At 71.8% G+C, this 19,807-nt stretch carries 18 protein-coding genes; 9 read left to right on the forward strand and 9 right to left on the reverse strand.

Translation table 11 applies throughout. The annotated features are described in order from the left end of the window. Positions 1 to 4: 4 nt before the first annotated feature. The 4 genes from ABZ404_RS19125 (at position 5) to ABZ404_RS19140 (ending at position 3,125) form a co-directional block, all read left to right on the forward strand. Positions 5 to 523 (forward strand): MarR family transcriptional regulator, encoded by a 519-nt coding sequence (locus ABZ404_RS19125; RefSeq protein WP_358834576.1) that lies wholly within the window; start codon positions 5 to 7, stop codon positions 521 to 523. 152 nt (positions 524 to 675) lie between these two features. After that, positions 676 to 1,149 (forward strand): hypothetical protein, encoded by a 474-nt coding sequence (locus ABZ404_RS19130; protein WP_358834575.1) that lies wholly within the window; start codon positions 676 to 678, stop codon positions 1,147 to 1,149. Between the two features lie 104 nt (positions 1,150 to 1,253). After that, complete coding sequence (locus tag ABZ404_RS19135; RefSeq protein ID WP_358834574.1) at positions 1,254 to 2,138, forward strand: NmrA family NAD(P)-binding protein; 885 nt, start codon at positions 1,254 to 1,256, stop codon at positions 2,136 to 2,138. A gap of 162 nt (positions 2,139 to 2,300) precedes the next feature. After that, positions 2,301 to 3,125, forward strand: coding sequence for a GNAT family N-acetyltransferase (locus ABZ404_RS19140; protein ID WP_358834573.1), 825 nt, complete (start codon positions 2,301 to 2,303; stop codon positions 3,123 to 3,125). Positions 3,126 to 3,292: 167 nt separating this feature from the next. Here ABZ404_RS19140 and ABZ404_RS19145 read toward each other — a convergent pair whose 3' ends face one another. The 4 genes from ABZ404_RS19145 to ABZ404_RS19160 form a co-directional block, all read right to left on the reverse strand. Further along, on the reverse strand, positions 3,293 to 5,572 hold the full coding sequence (locus tag ABZ404_RS19145; RefSeq protein ID WP_358834583.1) for a glycoside hydrolase family 3 N-terminal domain-containing protein: 2,280 nt from the start codon (positions 5,570 to 5,572) through the stop codon (positions 3,293 to 3,295). Between the two features lie 140 nt (positions 5,573 to 5,712). After that, entirely contained in the window at positions 5,713 to 6,531 is an 819-nt protein-coding gene (locus ABZ404_RS19150; protein WP_358834572.1) for a carbohydrate ABC transporter permease, read from the reverse strand. After that, entirely contained in the window at positions 6,531 to 7,427 is an 897-nt protein-coding gene (locus tag ABZ404_RS19155) for a sugar ABC transporter permease (protein ID WP_358834571.1), read from the reverse strand. Before ABZ404_RS19155 ends, ABZ404_RS19150 begins: the two co-directional genes overlap by 1 nt. After that, positions 7,424 to 8,716 carry an extracellular solute-binding protein gene (locus ABZ404_RS19160; protein ID WP_358834570.1) on the reverse strand — a complete coding sequence of 431 codons (1,293 nt, stop codon included), beginning with the start codon at positions 8,714 to 8,716 and terminating at the stop codon, positions 7,424 to 7,426. Before ABZ404_RS19160 ends, ABZ404_RS19155 begins: the two co-directional genes overlap by 4 nt. Before the next feature lie 181 nt (positions 8,717 to 8,897). On the opposite strand from ABZ404_RS19160, the gene ABZ404_RS19165 reads away from it, so the two are divergent. Then, complete coding sequence (locus ABZ404_RS19165) at positions 8,898 to 9,914, forward strand: LacI family DNA-binding transcriptional regulator (RefSeq protein WP_358834569.1); 1,017 nt, start codon at positions 8,898 to 8,900, stop codon at positions 9,912 to 9,914. A 99-nt stretch (positions 9,915 to 10,013) separates the two neighbouring features. On the opposite strand, the gene ABZ404_RS19170 is transcribed toward ABZ404_RS19165, so the two are convergent. Further along, complete coding sequence (locus ABZ404_RS19170; protein WP_358834568.1) at positions 10,014 to 11,330, reverse strand: phospholipase D-like domain-containing protein; 1,317 nt, start codon at positions 11,328 to 11,330, stop codon at positions 10,014 to 10,016. Between the two features lie 194 nt (positions 11,331 to 11,524). Here ABZ404_RS19170 and ABZ404_RS19175 point away from each other — a divergent pair, with 194 nt between their 5' ends. Beyond that, positions 11,525 to 11,767 carry a hypothetical protein gene (locus ABZ404_RS19175; protein ID WP_358834567.1) on the forward strand — a complete coding sequence of 81 codons (243 nt, stop codon included), beginning with the start codon at positions 11,525 to 11,527 and terminating at the stop codon, positions 11,765 to 11,767. 53 nt (positions 11,768 to 11,820) lie between these two features. On the opposite strand, the gene ABZ404_RS19180 is transcribed toward ABZ404_RS19175, so the two are convergent. The 3 genes from ABZ404_RS19180 to ABZ404_RS19190 form a co-directional block, all read right to left on the reverse strand. Then, positions 11,821 to 14,310, reverse strand: a complete 2,490-nt coding sequence (locus ABZ404_RS19180) for an NACHT domain-containing protein (protein ID WP_358834566.1) — start codon at positions 14,308 to 14,310, stop codon at positions 11,821 to 11,823. 143 nt (positions 14,311 to 14,453) lie between these two features. After that, entirely contained in the window at positions 14,454 to 16,019 is a 1,566-nt protein-coding gene (locus ABZ404_RS19185) for an FAD-dependent monooxygenase (RefSeq protein ID WP_358990583.1), read from the reverse strand. Then, positions 16,012 to 16,638: a PadR family transcriptional regulator gene (locus ABZ404_RS19190; RefSeq protein ID WP_358990585.1), complete on the reverse strand. Its 627-nt coding sequence runs from the start codon at positions 16,636 to 16,638 to the stop codon at positions 16,012 to 16,014. The genes ABZ404_RS19185 and ABZ404_RS19190 overlap by 8 nt, the downstream gene beginning before the upstream one ends. 241 nt (positions 16,639 to 16,879) lie before the next feature. Between ABZ404_RS19190 and ABZ404_RS19195 the strand changes: the two genes are divergently transcribed. The 3 genes from ABZ404_RS19195 to ABZ404_RS19205 all read left to right on the forward strand — a co-directional run bounded on the left by ABZ404_RS19195 (position 16,880) and on the right by ABZ404_RS19205 (position 19,479). Beyond that, positions 16,880 to 17,158, forward strand: coding sequence for a polyprenyl synthetase (locus tag ABZ404_RS19195; protein WP_358837190.1), 279 nt, complete (start codon positions 16,880 to 16,882; stop codon positions 17,156 to 17,158). After that, positions 17,148 to 18,203: a polyprenyl synthetase family protein gene (locus ABZ404_RS19200; protein WP_358837189.1), complete on the forward strand. Its 1,056-nt coding sequence runs from the start codon at positions 17,148 to 17,150 to the stop codon at positions 18,201 to 18,203. Before ABZ404_RS19195 ends, ABZ404_RS19200 begins: the two co-directional genes overlap by 11 nt. Positions 18,204 to 18,318: 115 nt before the next feature. Further along, complete coding sequence (locus ABZ404_RS19205; RefSeq protein WP_358837188.1) at positions 18,319 to 19,479, forward strand: oxygenase MpaB family protein; 1,161 nt, start codon at positions 18,319 to 18,321, stop codon at positions 19,477 to 19,479. A gap of 83 nt (positions 19,480 to 19,562) precedes the next feature. On the opposite strand, the gene ABZ404_RS19210 is transcribed toward ABZ404_RS19205, so the two are convergent. Beyond that, entirely contained in the window at positions 19,563 to 19,790 is a 228-nt protein-coding gene (locus ABZ404_RS19210) for a DUF5133 domain-containing protein (RefSeq protein ID WP_358837187.1), read from the reverse strand. Positions 19,791 to 19,807: the final 17 nt, after the last annotated feature.

Consider the following 19,807-nt stretch of genomic DNA (forward strand, 5'->3'; position numbering starts at 1 on the left):
CCGCATGACGAGGGACGACATCCAGGCAGAAGCACCCACGCTGGACCAGGCCAGACGGCAGGTCGAGCACTACGGCCTGGATGTCGACCCGCAGGCGGTGCTGGTCGCGGTGCGTCTGATCTCGGCGGGCGCGAGGGTCGGACGGGCGGCGGAAGCGCACTTCGCCAGGTTCGGCCTGTCGACGGGACGCTACCGCCTCCTCGCCGACCTCGAAGACCACGGCGGGGAGAAGTCCCCCTCGCACCTCGCAACCGACCTCGGAGTCTCCAGGGCCACGGTTACCGGCCTGCTGGACGGCCTGGAGCGCGAAGGCCTGATCGCCCGCCGCCCCTCCACGGAGGACGGGCGGGGCACGGTGGCCATCCTTACCGCACGCGGGGCGCAGCGCCTGCGCGACATGGCCTCCGAGCACTTCCGGCGACTGGAGGCGATGGTGGGCGGGCTCTCCGCCGACGAGCGTGCGGTGTTCCTGGATCTCCTCGCCCGCGTCGTACGCGGCAGCGCGGCCCTGGCCGCCGACTGACCCGACCCCGGCCAATTCGGCCCCGCCTTCGGGCTGGGCCGTTTTCACGCAGTAGTAGTTAGGCTCCTAATTACCTTGCGCAAGAGTGGGAGCGCCTGCCCGCCCGCGCACAACGCCCCTTCACTTCACTCCCCCACGAGAAAGAGGTCGGCATGCCCGCAACCAGGGACAGGGCCCACCGGAACCGACCATCCTCCCGGCCATCACGGCCGTTCCTCCTCTGGCGCGAGGTACTGACCGCCTATGCCGCCCCCGCGCTCATGGCGGGCGCTCCCGGGATCGTCACCGGGCAACGGGACCTCGTCCTGGCCGCCTGCACCTCCATCGCCGGCACCTCGGCCGTGGTGGCATTGCTGGTCGGCATCTGGCTGCGGCACGGCGGGCTGCCCCGGCCCTGGACCGTCGCCGTACCACGTACCGCCTTGACCACGGCACTCGTCATCATCACCACCGGCGCGGCAGCCCTGCTCGGCTGGTTCGCCGCCCAGTGGCTCCCCGCCCACACCCCCGTCACCGCAACGCCGTGGCTGGAGCGTCTGCGTACCGACCTGCCCCTCTCCACGGCCCTCGCGACCACCATCGTCACGCTGCGCTGGCGCAGCACCACCCCACCGCCCCCGGCATAGCCCACCCCGCCGGGACACCTGTCCCGCGCCTCTCCAGCCCACCTCGTCCGGCAGCGCCCATTGCCGGGAAGTCACCAGGAAACGAGCACACGATGATCGTCGTCATGGGAGCAACCGGAGCCACCGGCAACGCCCTGCTCCACAGCCTTCTCCCCCTCGGCCTGCCCGTCCGCGCCTTGACCCGTACTCCTCACCAGCCCATCCCCGGCACCACCGGCGCACAGCCGCCCTGTGAGGTGCGGTACGCCGATGCCACCGACCCGCACTCCCTGTACACCGCTTTCCAGGGCGCCGACCAGCTCTTCCTCGCCCTGGCCAACAGCCCGGCACAGGTCGCGCTGGAGACCCGTGTCATCGACCTAGCTGCGCGCGCCGGCATCGGACACATCGTCAAGATCTCCGCACCCGCCGCCGAACCGGATTCCCCGGTGGCCATCTCGCGCGGACACCACGCCGTGGAGGAACACCTGCGCGCGAGCGGCCTCACCCACACCATCCTGCGCCCCTACGCCTTCATGCAGAACCTCCTGCGCCTGGCACCCGCCGCTTCCCGGGGCGTCATCCTCGGCACGACGGGCGACGCACCCTGCAACCACATCGACTGCCGCGACATCGGGGACGTCGCCGTCGCCGCGCTCACCAGGCCCGCCATCGCCGGCGGAACCTACACACTGACCGGACCGGAAGCCGTCTCCTACGTCGAACTCGCCCACCGGCTGTCCGTCCTGACGGGTCGACGGGTCCGCTACGTGGACCTCACGCCGGACGAACTCCGCGACAACCTCATCAGCAACGCCCACATGCCCACGTGGCTGGCCGACCACGTGGTGGAGATCCAGCAACTCGCGCTCGCCCGCCCCGAAACCCCCACCACCACGGTCGCCGACATCCTCGGCCGCCGCCCCCGCACCCTCGACGCCTTTTTGCACGAACACCAGTCGCGGTTCCACCCAGAGGAGGCTGCCTCGCGGAAGGCGTCGCGGCAGTGACCGGCGCTTCAGGGAGCGAATCCGGTAGCTGCCCTCAGTCAGGAAATTCGTTTGAGATCGGTCCAGTTGTGCGGGACATTGCGCGGTTAGGCAGGAGGTATGGAGAGGGCCCGGGGTCGGCTTCCCCGGGCTTCGCATGTCCCCTGCCCGGACCATCGCACCGTGACCGAACAGGAGCCACCCATGGCCGACACCTCGCACACCACCCCCGACCGCCGCGCCGAGGAGCGGATCGGTCAGGGCCCCTCGAATCATCCCCCGGCCCCGGGTGACGCGGCCATACACCAGGCCCGCAACTCCGCCGCGTTCTGGGCAGCGACCGGCAAGTCCCGTGGCCACGAGGTGATCCAGCGTCGCGGCTTCCTCGCGGTGATGGGCGATGAGCGCGCCGGGACGCGGTTCTTGGTGCAGGAGCCCGATCTGGACTCGGACGAGCTGGCCGAGTTGACCGAGCTGGCGGGCCGGGCGAGCGGGCCGGTGGGTGCGGAGGATCCGTTCAGCTCCACCGACCTGAGCCATCTGGGGCTGCGCAACTGGCAGATGCCGATCATGGTGCGGCCGCCCGGCACGGTTCCCGCCCCGGCGATCGAGGTGGTCCGGGTCCAGGGCGCGCGGGAGCTGGAGAGCGCCGAGCAGATCGTGATCGCGGGCTTCGATCTGGACGGATTCACGCCGTACCGCCCCGGCGAGATGTTCCCCGCGACGCTGATCGAGCAGCCGGGTGTGGACGTGTACCTCGCCGTTCTCGACGGTGAGGCGGTCGGAGCCGGCGTCACCGTCGTCCACGACGGGTTCGGCAGCCACTACTGGGTCGGCACGCCGCCGACCCAGCGCTCCCGCGGTGCCGGGCGGGCCGTCATGCTCGGGTCGCTGGCACCCATGGCGCATCTGCCGGTGACGCTCACCGCCTCACGGCTCGGACGTCCCCTGTACGAGTCGCTGGGCTTCACCGCCGTCACGCCGTCGACCTGGTGGTCCTCCCACTGATCACCACCGAGGCGGGATCAGCCGGGTAGGGCGGGTCGGCCCGCGAAGTCCCGGCGGGCCGGGTGTGGACAAGTCCCTCCGGCCCACCGGTCCGCAACCGCCAGGAGAGCGGGGCGTCGGTGCCGTGCTGTTCACGGACCCAGCGGGCCCCGACCACCGACAACCGTTCATGGATGGGTGGCCCTTACGGTGATGGTCGGGTGGAGGCGGCGGGTGTGGTCGACCGGGCGCACCGGGCCGGTGAGCCGCAGCGGTACGCGGAAGCGGGCGTCGGTGCTGGAGGCGGCGATCCGCAGTTCCAGCGCGCCCGGCTCCACGATCCGGTGCCCCTCACGACCGGTGAAGGAGGCGAGGTCGGCGGGTACCACCAGCTCCACGCGGCACCCGGCGCCCGCGGCCAGCGCGACGCGGTGGTACCCGACCAGCCGCTGCACCGGCTGCACCACGGCTGCCACCGGATCGTGGAGATAGAGCTGGACGACCTCGGTGCCCGCCCGGTCCCCCGTGTTCCGCAACTCGAAGGCGAGCCGGAACTCCCCGTCGGTGCCGGTTTCCGCGGCCTCGACCGCCAGCCCCGACCACGTGAACTCGCTGTAGCCGAGGCCGTGCCCGAAACCATAGGCAGCCGTCGGGTCGGTGCTGGAGACCTCGCTCGCCTGGGCGAGCCGCGCGGCGAGGTAGGTCGAGGGCTGGACGCAGGGGTGTGCGGGGATACTGACCGGCAGCCGGCCGGACGGGTTGACCCGGCCGCTGAGCACGCCCGCCACGGCCCGGGTCCCCGCCTCGCCCGGGAAGAAGCACTGCACGATCGCCGCCGCCTCGCTCACCGCGCGCCCCAGCGCGTACGGCCGTCCCGCCAGCAGGACGACCACGACAGGGGTTCCGCTGTCCAGCAGCGCGTCCAGCAACTCGCGCTGACGCCCAGGGAGTTCCAGGGACGCGGCGTCGCAGCCCTCGCCGCTGGTGCCGCGGCCGAAGAGTCCGGCCCGGTCGCCGAGGGCCAGCACCACCAGGTCGGTCCCGCGTGCGACCCGGACGGCCCCCGGGATGCCGCTCGTGTCGTCGTCGTCGACCCCCACCCCGCGTACCGTCCGCACCTCGCAGTCGGGGAGCTCCTCGTGCAACGCCTGCCGCAGGGTGGGCAGTTCGATGCCGAGGGGCGCTTGCGGATGCTGGCGGCCCACATGTACGGGAAAGGAGTAACAGCCCAGCACCGCGGTGGGCTCGTCGGCGTTGGGGCCGATCACGGCGATCCGGGCCGGGCGGCCCAGCGGCAGTACGCCGTCGTTGCGCAGCAGCACCACGGCCTGCTCGGCGACTTCGGCGGCGAGTGCGCGGTTGGCGGGCGGGTCGAGGTCGACGAGGCCGCGCAGCGCTTCGGGGGCGCTCAGATCGGCGCGGTCGAGGGCGTCGGGCACGGGGTTCCAGTCCGGGTCCAGCAGCCCGAGCCGGACCTTCTGGACCAGCACCCGGCGCAGGGCCCGGTCGATCAGCCGCTCCGGTACGAGCCTGGTGGCGACGGCGTCGAGCAGGGGCTGTCCGAAGGTCTTCACGGTCGGCAGTTCGACGTCGACGCCGCTGGTGAGCGCCAGCGCGGCGGCCTGCGACCAGTCCTCGGCCACGCCGTGCAGGGTCTTGAGGAAGGCGATGCCGAAGTAGTCGGCGACAACCGTTCCTTCGAAGCCCCAGGTGTCCCGGAGCAGTCCGGTCAGCAGTGCCTCGTCGGCGGCGGCGGGGATGCCGTCGGTGTCGGTGTAGGCGTGCATGACCGAGCCGGGGCGGCCCTCGCGCAGCACCATCTCGAACGGCGGCAGGATGACGTCGGCGCGCTCGCGCGGGCCCATGCCGACGGGGGCGAGGTTGCGTCCGGCGCGGGAGGCGGAGTACCCGGCGAAGTGCTTGAGGGTCGCGATGACGCCGGCCGACTCCAGGCCCCGCACATAGGCGGTGGCGATGGTACCGACCAGATACGGGTCCTCGCCGATGGTCTCCTCCACCCGGCCCCAGCGGGCGTCGCGCACCACGTCGAGGACGGGTGCGAGGCCCTGGTGCACGCCGACGGCCCGCAGGTCGCGGCCGATCGCGGCGGCCATCCGGCGCACCAGCGCCGGGTTGAAGGCGGCGCCCCAGGAGAGGGGCACGGGGTAGGCGGTCGCGCCCCAGGCGGCGAAGCCCGCCAGGCACTCCTCGTGGGCGAGGGCGGGGATGCCGAAGCGGTTGGCGGCGGCGATCCGGCGCTGGGAGCGCAGCAGCGAGAGCGCGCCCAGCGCCGGGTCGACCGGTGCCGTGCCGAACGGCCGGGTCACCTGGCCGAGCCCGTACGGCAGCAACGCGTCGAGGTCGGGCGGCTCCTCCATCTCGTGCTGGTGCGGGGCGACGTCGCCGCCCTCGTCGCTGGCGCCCACCCAGACGCCGAACAGCTGGGCCGCCTTCTCCCGCAGGGTCATCTCCGCGATGAGCGCGTCGGCGCGGGTCTCCGGGCTGAGGGTGGTGTCCCGCCAGGCGGGAACACCGTCGGGGGCGGGGGTCGGGGTGGTGTCGGGCTCGGGGTTCGGAGTGGTGTCGGGCTCGGGGTTCAGGGTGCCGCTCATTTTCCTCCCACTCCCGTCAGGCCCTGGACGAGGGCGCGGCGGGCGAACAGGTAGACGACGAAGAGGGGAAGCATGGACAGCACCACGGCACTGAGCAGTCCGGGTACGTCGACGCCGTGCTCGGTCTGGAAGTCGTACAGGCCGAGGGTGATGACCTTGGTGGACTCGGACTGGGTGAGGATCAGCGGGAACAGGAAGCCGTTCCACGCCTGGAGGGCGGCGAAGACCACGACGGAGGAAAGGCCGCCCCTGGACAGCGGCAGCACCAGTTGCCGAAAGACGCGGCCCGGTGAGGCCCCGTCCATGGCCATGGCCTCGTACAGCTCGGGGCTGATGTCGCGCATCGCGCCGGTGAGGACCAGCGTGCAGACCGGGAGGCAGAAGGCGGCGGTCGGCAGGATGACGCCGATGAGGTGGTCGTACAGCCCGGCCTTGCTGATCAGGTAGAACATCGGCACGATCACCGCCTGCGCGGGGATCGCCAGGCCCAGCAGGAACAGCCGGAACACCCAGCCGGTGGCTCGGCCGCGCGCTCGTACGATGGCGTACGCGAGCGGCGGGACGACCAGGAGCACGATCGCGACCACGCCGGCGGTGACGGTGAGGGTGTTGAGGAAGTCCCGGCCGAAGCCGTTGGACAGGTCGGTGAGGTAGTTGTGGACGGTCCACTCGGCGGGTGGGCTGAGCGGGCCCTTGGTGGAGTAGTCGGCGCGGGTGCGCAGGGTGGCGAGCACCAGCACGTACAGCGGCAGGCCGACCAGCAGCAGCCAGACCAGCGAGCCCAGGCCCGCGAGGTAGTTGGGGCGCCCGCGCATCACAGGCCCTCCGTCGTGCCGCGCATCCGGTCGTAGCCGGAGAACTTGACCATGGCCAGCGAGATCAGGGTGGCGACGACGACCAGGACGAGGGCGATGGCCGACGCGGCGCCGAAGTCGTAGCTCTTGAAGGCCTTTTGGTACATGTAGTAGGCGCTCACTGTGCTGTCGGTGCCGGGGCCGCCCTGGGTGATGATGAGGACGGTGTCGAAGGTGGTGAGGCCGCCGACGACCATCAGTACCGTCGAGGTGATGATGCTGTTGCGCAACTGCGGCAGGGTGATGTGGAAGAACTGCCGTACGGTGCCCGCGCCGTCGATGGCGGCGGCCTGGTAGAGGACCTGGGGGATGGCGCGGGCGCCGCCCTGGTAGATCAGGGCGTGCAGGGGGGTGAACTGCCACACGCCCACGAAGGTGAGGACCGCGAGGGCGCCGCTGCGGCTGCCGAGCAGGTTGCCGTCGCCGAAGAGCCAGGTCAGCTGGGAGGGCACGCCGAAGTTGGGGTCCAGGACGGCCCGCCACACCACGGATACGGCGGTGGCCGACAGCAGCAGCGGTATGAAGTAGATCGCGGAGAGCACCGCCCGGTTGCGCTGGTGTCCGGCGGCCCAGACGCCGAGGAGCAGGCTGACCGGTGCCTGGGTGACCACCCCGAGGCCGGTGAGCAGCAGGGTGGTCCCGACCGACTGGGTCATCACCGGGTCGTGGATCAGCGCGGTCCAGTTGGCCAGGCCGTTGAAGTGCGGCTCGCTGATGCCGTCCCAGCTGGTGAAGGAGAGCACAGCGACCAGGACGAGCGGCAGGATCGCGAAGAGCAGGAAGAACACCGCGGCGGGCGCCGCCCATACGAAGCCGGGGCGGATCACACCCGTACCGGCCTTCGCGGCGGCCCTCATGAGGCGGGCAAGGCCTGCATGGCCTTGATGAAGCCGTCGGCGTCGAGCTTGCCGGAGAAGAACCGCTGGACGGCGGTGCGCAGGGGGGTGGACGCGCTCGGCGGGTAGGCCTGGTCCCAGGAGAGCTGGAACGCGGGCGCGGCCTTGACCAGCTCGTACTGGTACTTCGAGTACGCGGGGCTGGCCGCCTTGTCCAGGAAGTCGACTGTGTTGACGGTGGTGGGCAGGTTGCCGATGGCGAGCTGGGCCTGGACGAACTCCTTGGAGTACATCAGTTTGAGGAACGCGGCGGCGGCCTCCGGGTGCTTGGTCTTCTTCAGGATCGAGTAGAAGTTGTTGGTGTTGCCCACGACGTCGGCCGGGTCACCCTTGCCCCCGCTCACACTCGGGAAGCCGGTGTAGCCGAGGCCGGTTCTGGCGAAGTCCGGGTTGGCCTCCTGCTGGGTGGAGTAGTACCAGGAGCCCATCAGCTCGAAGGCGGCCCGGCCCCTGGCCACCAGTGCCGCGGAGCCGCCGTCGGTGAACTTCACGGAGTCGAAGGTGCGGCCGAACGCGCCCGAGTCGGCCAGTTGCCTGAGGGTGGCCAGTGCCTTGCGGCTGTCCTCGCTCGCCCAGGCGGCCCGGTCGCCGTTCAGGGCCCGGGAGAACAGGCCGGGTCCGGCGATACGGTCGTACAGGTACTCGAACCACATCAGGGTGGGCCACTGGTCGGCGCCGCCGAGCGCGATGGGGGTGACGCCCTTGGCCTTGAGCGCCTTGCTGGCGGCGATCAGCTCGTCCCAGGTCCGCGGCGGGGTCAGACCGGCGTCGGCGAGCACCTTCTTGTTGTGGAACAGCAGCACGGGCTGAGTTCCGCGCATCGGTATTCCGTACGGTTTGCCGTCCACGACGGCCGAGTTGAACACCGAGGGCAGGAAGTTGCTCTTCAGGCCCGGGTCTTTGGCGATGAAGTCGTCCAGCGGAAGCAGCAGGCCGGCCTTGACGAAGGGCTGGATGGACCCGCCTCCCCAGTTGAAGAAGACATCCGGGGCGTGCGAGGTATTGATGACGGTCTGCAACTTCTGCTGGTAGTCCGCGCCGGGGACGGTGTCGAGCACCACCTTGACCTTGGAGGTCTTGTTGAAGGTCTCGGCCATCTGTTTCTCGACCTTGTTGGCGGCGTCGCCGTAGACCATCACATGGATCGTCCCCGAACCGGCGCCGGACGATCCGCCGTCCGATCCGCACGCGGCGGTCGTGCCCAGGACGAGTGCGGTGGTGGCGGCGATCGCGGCGAGTCTCAGTCCCATGCTCTACCCCTCATTCGAATGTTGCGCAATGATGAGCGAATGTTGCGGGGACCCTAGGGCCGACCTCACGGCCCGTCAAGAGTCCCGGCGGGATCCGGGCTCAGCGGCCGAGCGGCTAGCATCCGTGCCGTCGGCCATCCACCGCGCGGCTCGCCCAGCGGGGCGGGGCAGGAGGTAAGACGTGAAGAGAGCGGCGACGCTCGCTGAGATCGCACAGGAGGCGGGTGTCTCCGCTCCGACTGTTTCGAAGGTCCTGAACGGCCGGGCCGACGTCGCCCCGGCCACCCGGGAGCGGGTGGAGGAGTTGCTGCGTCGGCACGGGTACCGGCGGCGGCGCGGCACGCAGGCGAGCCCGCTGCTCGAACTCGTCTTCCATGAGCTGGAGAGCGTCTGGGCGATGGAGGTGATCCGCGGCGTCGAGAACGTGGCCCGCGTGGAAGGCCTGAGCATCGTCCTCTCGGAATCCTCCGGACGGCTCACCCCCGGCCAGTCCTGGGTGGACGGGGTGCTCGCCCGCCGACCCACCGGCGTGCTGCTCGTCCTGTCCGGCCTGGACCGCTCCCAGCGGGAACAACTCGCCGGGCGCGACATCCCGTTCGTGGTGCTGGACCCGGCCGGCGACCCCGGCCAGGAGGTGCCGGCCGTCGGCACCACCAACTGGGACGGCGGCCTGGCGGCCACCCGGCACCTCCTCGACCTCGGCCACCGCCGGATCGGGCTGATCGGCGGCCCGGGCCACATGATGTGCAGCCGGGCGCGGGCCGACGGCTACCGCGCGGCCCTCGACATGGCGGGTATCGCCTACGACCCGGAGCTGGTCCGCGAGGGCGACTTCCACCACGAGGCCGGGCACCGGATCGGACGGGAGCTGCTGCACCTGCCCGACCGGCCGACCGCCGTGTTCGCCGGAAACGACCTCCAGGCCCTCGGGCTCTACGAGGCGGCCCGCGAGCTGGGGCTGCGCATCCCCGAGGACCTCAGCGTGGTCGGTTTCGACGACCTGCCGCTGGCCCGCTGGGTCGGGCCGCCGCTCACCACCGTCCGCCAGCCACTGACCGAGATGGCCGAGGTCGCGGCCCGCATGGTGATCGACCTCGCCCGCGGCACACGCCCCGGCAGCCGCCGGGTGGACCTCGCCACCAGCCTGGTCGAACGCTCCAGTACGGCTCCGCCGCACAAGACATCCCCGAACGGTTGACCAAGCATCAGCCCGGTTCCGGGGTCGGCAACGGTATCACCACTGGATTCGAAACTTTCGAAGACAAAGGCGACAGCATCTCCCGACAAGATCCGTCGGTCAGTCGGCGGACCCGGCTCGGGCCGTCTGCTGGTCGGCCATCGCGCGCTGGGTGCGGAAGTTCTCGCGGTAGGCGTCGTGCACCGCCGCGTCGTCATACTTGAGAAGCGCCTCGTCGTTCGTCGTCAACGCGCTCTTCGTGTACGGGTGGCTGCCCGTGAAGACGAGCTTCTGGTCGGGCTTGCCCAGATACGTCCCGTCGATCAGAAGGTACTTGGAGTGCGTGGCCATCGCGTTCCGCGTGTTCGGGTCACCGTCGCCGTCATCGGCGTCGTCCAGGCGGTGCAGGGAGATCCCGCCGAATCTGGTCGGCCTGGAGAGCTGGTCGGCGATCGCCGTGCCGGCTCCCGCGACGTCGAGGTAGCGGTAGACGATGTCGACGTAGCAGCCCGCGTCGTCGAGCTCCCACAGCTTCTTGGCGACCTCGGGCCGGGTGATCTGGTGCATGGCCACCCGGATGACGGTGCGGCCGTCCTCGGTGCCGTGGCCCGGGGAGTTCCCGTAGCAGGCGGGCTGCCCGTTGACCGGGTTGTCGACGGTGTCGAGGATGTTGAGGATCGGGTCGGAGGCGGCCCGGGGGAAGAAGTACGCCTTCGCGTTGCCCGCCGGATACTCCGTCGGGTAGTCGGCCACCTGCGCCTTCGTCCCGGCCTGGGCACTGGCGAGGTCGTCGAAGTAGCCGGTGTACGCGGCGTACAGCGCGGTGTTGCCCGCCACGGTCAGCGCGTCGTTGAAGGCGTGCTGGCGGTCCCACGGGGTCTGGTTGGCGGACGTCTGCACGACCACGTCGTCGACCGGGACCGTGCCCGCACCGCTGCCGGTGGTGCGCGAGAAGAGCACGAACTTGTTGTGGTTGACACCGTGGAAGGAGTCGGCCGGGGCGGGGTCCTGGGCGAGGCACGCCTGGTTCTCCGCGCAGACCCGCACCCATGAAGTGCCGGACCCCGCGACGGGCTTGAGGCCTTCGACCAGCTTCGGATACGTGACCTTGCCCGCCCAGTGCAGCAGGCTCTCGTTGTCCAGGACGACCCGGACGTTCACCCCACGCCGGTGTGCGGCGGTCAGCCGGGCGGCGAGGTAGTCCGAGCCGAGCACGTACATCGACATCTTGATGTCCGAGCCCCTCGGGGCCCCGTCGACGAGTCGGGCTATATGGCCGAACACCGCGTCCTGGGCGGCCGTGTTCCCCGTCGGGTCGTTGAACACCGCACCGGTGGTGACGAGCGGCACCGGGTCGGCGCCGGCGGCGGCGGGAGCGCCCACGACCAGGGCGGACGTCCCCAGCACCAGGGCGAGCAGAGATCGGGTCTTCTTCATGCCGCACACCTTATGCAGGATCACCGACTCGCCGAACGCGACCATGGAGAGCAGCCCTTGCCGGGTCCACTGGCTCCCGTCCAGAGCGGGGCGAGCACGGCCACGCGGTCCGCTCCGGGCGCGGCGCTCCGGCGGGACTGCTCGGTGTGTGCGGTCGTGCTCATATGCCCCTGGATCGGGGGCAGTTGACGTCTATGAACGTTCCCAAACCAGTCAAGTTGGCGCTCCTGCTCCTCCTGGCGTTCGTGCTGGAGGTGCTCTATCTGCACTTCCGTTCCGACAAGGGGTGGGGCGGCTCCCTGCTCATCGGGGTGATCCTGGCCCCCCTCGTGGTGGCCCTGTGGAAGTTCCGGGACTGGTCCACCAGCCGCGCCCGGAGGGCCGGCCGGAACTGGCGTGAGGCCCGCGAGGAGCGCAAACGGGCGCGGGGCGTGTGAGTACGGGCCGGTAGTCGCCGGGGGGCGGTGAGCCCGTCGGCCCGCTCTGCGGATCACCGATCACCCCTCACCGCTCCCCGCTCGCCCACGGTTTCCTCGGCGGCGAGCCGGTGCTGCAACTCGATGTGCCGGAACTGGTAGACGGCGCCGACCCGCCGGAGCACGCCCCGGTCGTGGGCGTCGGCGAGGAACGCCATGAGGTCGTACGGCAGTCCCGGGCGCAGGGCCAGATACCAGCGGGCGACGGTGTAGTGGCCCCAGGCGGCCTGCCGGATCCCGATGGCCAGGCCGGTCAGTACGGCCGGGATGAGCCCGACCACGAAACCCCACACGGGGCCGCCGGCCGCCTCGGCTCCCCACACGCGTGTCGAGCCCGTCAGCACGGCCCACCAGCTCTGGATCCCGATGCTCGTCGCGCCGACGACCGTCGCGGTCAGGACGCAGGTGACCAGGGTGCGGCGGTCGTTGGCGAGCAGGACGCGGGCGTCGACCGAGGCGCCCAGGTCCACCGGGACGGCACGCAGGCCGTGCACGAGTACACAGGCCACACCGAACACCGTGCCCGTCTGCACGGCCGCCCAGAACGCCGCGTGCGGATCGGGCGGGGCGATGTACTGAACGCCGTCGCCGCCCGACATGACGTCCGAGAGCAGGCCCTCCAGCAGGATGCTGCCGCCGATGAGAAGACCGACCTGGAGTCCGCGGCCGAGGCTCTGCCCGCTCCAGTGCCGGCGCACCCGGGCGGCCGGACAGGCGAGCTCGGTGCGACCACCGTCCATGTCGACCGCGGCCGCCGCCACACCGTAGAGGAGGGCGTGGACCGTGCCGCAGCCGTTGCCGAAGGCCCCGGCGTAACAGACGGCGCCCACGAGCGCGGTCGCCAGGGCCCGTCGGTCCCAGTCGGCGGGCCGTCGCAAGCGCGACAGACCGCCGGAGGCGACACCGGAGATGATCACCCCGGCCAGGGCCAGGGTGGCTCCGTCGGCCAGGCGGTTGAGCACGAGCTCCGCGGTCACCTCCGGGGCGGCGGCGAGGACGCACAGCACCATGGCGGTCAGGGCCGCCGCGAGACCGCACGCCAGACCGCCGCAGATCCCGGCCGCCATCACCCCCAGACCGCCGCGCTGGTCCCAGCTCACCGGCGCGCCGTCCGGGGTGAAGTGGTGGGTCAGTTCCATGCAGGTGCCCTCCAGCAGCCAGGCCACCGTGCCCAGCAGCACCCCGGCCAATACGGACGGCAGCCCGGTGGGAGCGGCGTGCCGCAGCTTCCACCAGGCGAGTTCGGCGGTGCCGTCGCGTCCGCGCTCCATGTACCGGGCGAGGTGGCGCAGCGCGGGGCGGGCCCGGTCCGCGCTCCACCGGGCGGGGCGGCGGGTGTGGGGCCGGTACGCGGCGTCGACGAAGGCGTCGAGGAGGTGGTGCTCCACGGCGGTCCGGGAGTCCAGCCGCAGCAGCTCGCCGGGGTCCGGCAGCCTCTCGTGCCGCTCCCCGGGGCGAGGGTTGTAGACGAAGCGCGCGAGAGACACCATCAACGGGCTGGTCAGGGCCTGTGCCACGGGCGTGGAGACTCCCGGCCGCCCGGTCACCGCGCTCCAGCGTTCGGCGGCCGGGGCACGTGGTCCACCGGAATCGTGGCGCAGGTAGTCCGCGACCTCCTCCGCGCGCAGCGGCTGGAGGTGGATGCCGGCCAGTTCCGCGAGCCGGGCGGGGACCGCGCCGCACGGCCGCAAGGCGGCCCGGTATTCGGCGGGACGGCTCGACAGGACCAGGCCGCAGCCGTACGGCAGGGCCTCGCTGATGCGGTGCAGGGCCAACGCTCCCGCCGCGGGCGGCAGTTCGTCGAACCCGTCGAGCACCGGCAGGACAAGGCGCCGCTCCAGCAGCAGGTCGGCCAGGCTGACCTCCCCGTACGCGTCGGCCGCGCGAGCGCCCAGTTCCGGGTGGTCCTGCACGAGCCGGCGCCCCATCCACGTACGCAGGTCCAGCGCCGCCGGATCCCAGGAGGCCAGCGAGAACAGCACCGGCACCGGGTCGTCGGCCCGCCGTCGTTCGATCAGTGCCAGCACCAGCCGCACCAGCAGCAGGGTCTTGCCCGACCCCGGTTCGCCGAGGACGAGCAGCCGACGGGACGGGACGCGCCGCGTGAAGACGTCGGCGATCTCGTCGTCCCTCCCGACGAGCGCTTCGCAGTCCGAGGCATCGGCCAGATCCGCGTCGGCACCGCGCCAGGCGACGGGCAGCGGGTACGGGTCGGCCAGGCTCCGTATCGCCGCCTCGGCCTCCCACTGCCGCCGCACGGCGTCGGCGAGCCGCCCGGCGACCTCGGCGTCGCCGCACGCCACGACCGCCTCGGCCCGGTCGGCCCGGTAGGCGCTCCAGGCCAGATAGGCACCGGCCCAGGTCGGCAGCAGCGCCACGAGTACCGACGCCGGGTCCTCCATCCGCGGGGCGACCAGAAGCGCTCCCCCGGTGCCCACGGCCAGCAGGGTCAGGTACACGATCCCGGTGCGCCGCACGCGCGCTCCGGGGACAAGGCCACTCATCCGACGAAGGGTGGCCTACCGCGATGGTGGAAGGCATCGGGTCGGCGCGTCCACCACACCAGGGGGTGAACGACGCGCCGCGCTGGGAAGCGGCCGCTGCACCGCTCTTGGTCCGTTCCGACCCGAACCTCCTTCCTGCGTCGTCACAAGGCTGCGACCGGGCTCCCGAACCAGTACGCCAGAGCCTCCCGCAACTCCTGTGCCGCCGCCTCCACCGGCGTGGACATCGCCGCGATCCACGCCGCGTGCCCGTCGGGACGGACGAGGACCGCCTGAGCGTGCTCCAGTCCCCGCGGGCGGGTACGGGCGGTGGTGGCCCGGTCCGCCCAGGGACGGGCGGCGGCCGAGAGGGCGTGCACGGCTGACGTACCGCCGAGCAGCAGGGCGCCCCCGGCTGTACGGGCCAGCAGCGCCATGAGGCTGTCCTCGCCGTCCGGGCCCAGCGGGATGTCCGGCACGAACCGTCCTGCCCAGGGGTGCCGGGGGTCTCCGGAGGCGGGGTAACGGGTGCCGACAGCGGTGATCGTTTCGGCCAGCGGCCCGGCCGTGTCCTCGGACCCGGCCAGCTCGGAGAGCAGATCGCGGACCGGTGCCAGGCGGTCGTCCACGCCATCCGCTTCGGCGAGTACCGTCTGCGCGCGGGTGTTGCGGAGCAGGCGGGCACCGGCCGTGTGGCGTTCGTCGTGATAGGTGTCGAGCAGGGTGTCCGGTGCCTGCCCGCGCGCCACCAGGGCGAGCTTCCAGCCGAGGTTGACGGCGTCGTCGATCGCCGCGTTGACGCCGACGGCGCCGGCCGGAGGGTGGATGTGGGCGGCGTCCCCGGCGAGGAGCACCCGGCCCGCCCGGAACCGGTCGGCGAGCCGTGCCGCGTCCCCGAACCGGGTCAGCCACAGTGCCTCGGCGATCTCGGCCCGGTGGCCCAGCGCGGCGTCGATCGCGCGCTGGAAGGTGCCGAGCGGTACCGGCTCGTGCGGGTCCTCGGGCGGTGCCGGGTCGACGGTGACCAGACGGACGTAGCCGGGACGCGGGATCGCGAAGACCGAGCGTCCCTCGGGGCCCGCGTTGGGGCCGAACGAGACGGTGGACGGGTCGGCGAGCACCACGTCGCCGAGCAGGGTGAACTTCCGTGCGGGCGTTCCCGGAAAGCCGATTCCGGCGGCCTTCCGTACCGTACTGCGGCCGCCGTCGCACCCGACGAGCCAACGGCAGCGCAGCGTGGACGGGCCGTCCGCGCCGTCCGCCTCGACCGTCACACCGTCACCGTCCGGCCGCAGCCCGGTGAGGCGCCGGCCGCGTACGATACGCGCTCCCGACTCCACGGCCCACGCGGCGAGCAGCTCCTCGACTCGGGTCTGGGGAATGCCGAGGACGTAGGGGTGCCGCGTACGCATGGCGGCGAGGTCGAGGCGGGAAGCACCGACGAACATGGTCGTGGACACCGTCGGCCCCTCGGCGAGGAAACGGGCGGCAAGACCCCGGCGGTCGAGCAGGTCCAGGCTCCGGGCGTTGAGGTTGAACCCCCGGCAGAAGCGCGGCGGTTCGGGCTCCCGCTCCAGGACCAGCGCCCGGACCCCGCCGCGTCCCAGCTCCCCGGCGAGTGTCAGCCCGGCGGGTCCCGCGCCGACGATCACCACGTCGACGTCGACACCGTCGGCCGCGCCCTCTCCCCCCTCTCCCGCTCCCCCGCCCTTCGCCACGGTGTCACTCATCGTCCGTCCCCTCCGGCCACGTCAGGGTTCCGCGCTCGATCTCGTCGGCGGTGCGTTCCACCCAGGCCAGCTCGGCGTCCGCCATGGCGGCGGCGTATTCGGCCTCGATGACGAACAGGCGCGGCGCGTGGTGGTCCTCGCGGGCCGCGCGGTAGGCCTCGGCGCCCTCCGCGATCCGCGCCCTCAGTGCGGCGGCCCGCGCCCGTAGCCCCCCGGCGGCGCGGACGCGGCCCAGCGCTCCGAGGTACCCGACGGCGGAGAGAAAGCGCGGATACTCGGGCGAGGGCTCGCGGATCAGCTCGTCGAGCCAGTCGGTGAAGCCGTGCCGCCCCGCGGGCGTGTGGCGGTAGACGGTGCGAGCCGGGCGGTTGCCGACCTGCTCGGTGCCGTCGGCCTCGATCCACCCGTCCCGCGTGAGCGCGCGGACGGTGTCGTACAGCGATCCGGTCGTCAGCTTGAACGCGCGCTCCATACCGCGCTCGCGGAGCGTGCGGGCCATGGCATGGGGGTGCATGGGCTGCTCCAGCAGCAGGCCGAGTACGGCGAGAGCGAGCGTGTTGGCGGGGCGTTTCGGGGGCTTCGGTCCTTCGGCGGGAGCGGGCGGGTGGCGGGTGCTCATGGGGCGCTCCAGTCGCGTCGGCGGCCTCGGTGGCTTACTTGGAACAGACTACTCGGATCCGAGTAATTCTCCGCCCCAGTGCCGTGCCGCAGCCCGAGCGGTCCGATCCGTACGGCCGAGCGATGCGCTCACCCGATCGTGAGTTCTTCCGGTTTCGCGGCCCGGGTGACGCGATCCTTTGGGGGGCGGCGCGTGAACCATGCCGTCCGAATATGCCGCGGACTGGTGCTGGGGAGACGGTATGTCGCACGAAACGCAACGGCGCGAGGGCCTGGACGGTCAAGCGGTGCTGCTGGCGGCCGGGTTGGCCGATCTGGCCGTGAGCACGCTGGGCACGGCCCTGGGGACGGTCCGGGGGCTGCTGCGCCGCTCGGACGCCGCCGAGGTGGCGGCGGAAGCCGAGCACGACCTGGTCGCACGGGGACGTCTGGTGCTGGACCGGTACGCATCCGTACCGCCCGCCCATCTGGAGATCCTGGCCCGCCACGTCCTGGCCGGTAAGGGCGTCGATGACGTCTGAGCAGTGGGGTCCGGCGACGTTCAAGGCCCGCGTCGACGACGTACTGCACCACTTCGTCGCGCAGGAGGCCGACGACTTCACGGCCATCGACCCGGCTCTCGCGCCGGTGGCCCAGCAGGTGGAGGCAGCGGTCGCGGAGGGCAAACGGCTACGGGCGGCGTTCTGTTACTGGGGCTGGCGCGCTGTGGGGCAGCCGGACAGCGACGCGCTGGTGCGGGCCGCGGCCTCTATGGAGCTGGTGCACGCCGCCGCGGTCGTGCACGACGACCTCATCGACGACAGCCCGCTGCGCCACGGGCGCGCCACGGTGCACACCGCCCTGCGCGACGCCGTGGCGCGGCGCCCGGACGCGGATGCCACCGCGCGGTCGCTGGCCATGCTGGTCGGGGACCTGCTGATGTCCCTGGCGGGACAGCTCTTCGCCACCTGCGGTCTGCCCGCCGCGTATCTCGCCCGGGCTCGTCCGCTGTGGTCGGTGATGGCCCGCGAGCTGATCGCGGGCGAGTGCCTGGAGCTGCTGCGTACCGGGGAGCCTCCCGACACCGCGGTGTCGCTGAAGGTGATCCGCTACAAGACCGCCAAGTACACCGTCGAGCAGCCCCTGTTGATCGGCGGCGCCCTGGCCGGGGCGGGCACCAGGCTGCGCGAGGGCTACTCCACGTACGGGCTGCCCCTGGGCGAGGCGTTCCAGCTTCGGGACGACCTGCTCGGCCTGTTCGGCGACCCGGAGCGCACCGGCAAGGCCAACATCGACGACGTGCGCGGCGGGCGCCCCACGGCTTTGCTGGCGGAGACCTGGCGCCTCGCCGACGAGCGCGAACGAGAGGGACTGTGCGCCCTGTTGGGCCGACCCGACCTCGGCGGACAGGATCTGGACGCGGTCCGTGCGGTCATGCGCCGTCTGGGGGCCCCGGAGCAGATCGAGAACATGATCGGCGCACGCGTCGAGGAGGCTCTCGACGCCCTCCACGAGCTGGACGTACCGGCGCACGCCGTCACGGCCCTCACCGCCCTGGCGCATTCGGCGGCCGTCCGACTGTCCTGAACGCCCGGTCCGCGCGTCTCACGGCACTCCCGGCGCCCCGCCACCTGTCCTTGTGAGTCCGGCAGGCCCCTCCCGCCCCCTCGTCGACGCCCCTCCTGGAAGAAGGAACCCCGCCATGACGTACACCGAGGCATCCATGTCCGCCCTCCGGCAGGCGGGTGACGAGCTGGCCGACGCCACCGTCGCGACGCTCTTCGAGCGCGGGGAGGTGGGCAAGTTCAACACCCTGATGCGGTACGTCTCCACCGTCGGCGCCCCCCTGCCCGAGGGCCTGCCCGACGTCGCGCGCGAATATCTGGAGGCCACGCGAACGGTTCCGGCGTGGGTCGACTGGGGGGAGATGGAGAAGGCCCGGCTGTTCTTCATCGACAACAACGTGCACATCTCCACCGCGCTGTCCTTCGCCTCCATGCCCGCGTGTTATCTCGTACCGCGCGTGGCGAAACTGCTGTCGACCACGCATGGGCTGAAGTACCCGTCCAAACGGATGGCGGAGACCGGGCAGTTCACCGTCTACCTGATGCAGCCCGACGCCTTCGAGGCCGGCAGCCGGTTCATCCCCGCCGCCCAGAAGGTCCGCCTCCTGCACGCCTCCATCCGCCACCACCTGGCCCGCGAGAACCTCTGGGACACCAACACCTACGGGACGCCCATCTGTCAGGAGGACATGATCGGCGGGCAGATGTTCTTCTCCCTGCTCGTCCTGGACAGCCTGCACCGCCTCGGCATCCACATGTCGGCGCAGGGCGCGGAGGCGTACTACTACGCCTGGCGCGTCGTCGGTGCCATGCTCGGCGTCGACCAGGACGCCGTGCCCAAGACCCTCGACGAGGCCCGCCGGTTCCTCGACCTGTACATGGTCCAGCACATGGGGCCCTCACCGGAGGGCACCCTCCTGACCCGCCAGCTCATCGACCTCTACGAGGAGGTCGTGCCCGGCACCCTCTTCGACCCGATCGTCTCGGCCCTCATCCGCCACCTCGTCGGCGACACCTGCGCCGACTGGCTCCAGGTGCCCCGTACTCGGTGGGACACCCTCGTGAAGGCCGTTCCCCACCTTCTCGGCGTCCTGGAGACCATCGAGGACCGCTCCCCGCTCGGAGCCTGGGCCCTGGACCGCCTCGGCCACCTCACCTCGGTCCTCGAGCTGTCCTCCCTCACGCGTGGACGCGTCATGCACTACGCCATCCCGGACACGTTGAAGAAGGACTACGACATTCCCAGCGCGGCACCCCGCAACCAGCGTTGGACGCCACCGACCGCCACGGTCTCCTGACGCCGGTTGCGCGGGGAGACCGGCTGTTTCGAGCCGCGCGGCGGCCACTGAGCACCCGGCTGCCCGGGCGGGTCCGGGCAGCGTCAGGCGGCGAGGAGGGAGTCGTCGGTGGGGCGGGCCCCGGGGAGCCGGTGGCGGGCGGCGATGAGGGCGGCGTCGATGTCGCGGGTGCCGGTCGCGATGCACAGGGTGTAGGCGACGTCGTTCATCCGCTGGCGCGCCGCCTCCGTACCGCTGTCGGCGTGCAGGGCTCGCAGCGTCAGGTACTGCTCGACCAGGTTGTTCAGTACGGCCGGGTGCGCCATGAGCATGGGAAGTGCCTCCTCGT

The sequence above is a fragment of the Streptomyces sp. NPDC005878 genome, from assembly GCF_040629815.1.
Lineage (GTDB): Bacteria > Actinomycetota > Actinomycetes > Streptomycetales > Streptomycetaceae > Streptomyces.

Excerpts from the sequence above, each read along its gene's own strand:
- ABZ404_RS19155 (WP_358834571.1), bottom strand. The coding sequence starts at position 7,427 with ATGAGGGCCGCCGCGAAGGCCGGTACGGGTGTGATCCGCCCCGGCTTC.
- ABZ404_RS19180 (WP_358834566.1), bottom strand. The coding sequence starts at position 14,310 with ATGAGTGGCCTTGTCCCCGGAGCGCGCGTGCGGCGCACCGGGATCGTG.
- ABZ404_RS19175 (WP_358834567.1), top strand. The coding sequence starts at position 11,525 with ATGAACGTTCCCAAACCAGTCAAGTTGGCGCTCCTGCTCCTCCTGGCG.
- ABZ404_RS19130 (WP_358834575.1), top strand. The coding sequence starts at position 676 with ATGCCCGCAACCAGGGACAGGGCCCACCGGAACCGACCATCCTCCCGG.
- ABZ404_RS19125 (WP_358834576.1), top strand. The coding sequence starts at position 5 with ATGACGAGGGACGACATCCAGGCAGAAGCACCCACGCTGGACCAGGCC.
- ABZ404_RS19195 (WP_358837190.1), top strand. The coding sequence starts at position 16,880 with ATGTCGCACGAAACGCAACGGCGCGAGGGCCTGGACGGTCAAGCGGTG.
- ABZ404_RS19150 (WP_358834572.1), bottom strand. The coding sequence starts at position 6,531 with ATGCGCGGGCGCCCCAACTACCTCGCGGGCCTGGGCTCGCTGGTCTGG.
- ABZ404_RS19135 (WP_358834574.1), top strand. The coding sequence starts at position 1,254 with ATGGGAGCAACCGGAGCCACCGGCAACGCCCTGCTCCACAGCCTTCTC.
- ABZ404_RS19205 (WP_358837188.1), top strand. The coding sequence starts at position 18,319 with ATGACGTACACCGAGGCATCCATGTCCGCCCTCCGGCAGGCGGGTGAC.
- ABZ404_RS19210 (WP_358837187.1), bottom strand. The coding sequence starts at position 19,790 with ATGCTCATGGCGCACCCGGCCGTACTGAACAACCTGGTCGAGCAGTAC.
- ABZ404_RS19200 (WP_358837189.1), top strand. The coding sequence starts at position 17,148 with ATGACGTCTGAGCAGTGGGGTCCGGCGACGTTCAAGGCCCGCGTCGAC.
- ABZ404_RS19145 (WP_358834583.1), bottom strand. The coding sequence starts at position 5,572 with ATGACCCTGCGGGAGAAGGCGGCCCAGCTGTTCGGCGTCTGGGTGGGC.
- ABZ404_RS19170 (WP_358834568.1), bottom strand. The coding sequence starts at position 11,330 with ATGAAGAAGACCCGATCTCTGCTCGCCCTGGTGCTGGGGACGTCCGCC.
- ABZ404_RS19160 (WP_358834570.1), bottom strand. The coding sequence starts at position 8,716 with ATGGGACTGAGACTCGCCGCGATCGCCGCCACCACCGCACTCGTCCTG.
- ABZ404_RS19190 (WP_358990585.1), bottom strand. The coding sequence starts at position 16,638 with ATGAGCACCCGCCACCCGCCCGCTCCCGCCGAAGGACCGAAGCCCCCG.
- ABZ404_RS19185 (WP_358990583.1), bottom strand. The coding sequence starts at position 16,019 with ATGAGTGACACCGTGGCGAAGGGCGGGGGAGCGGGAGAGGGGGGAGAG.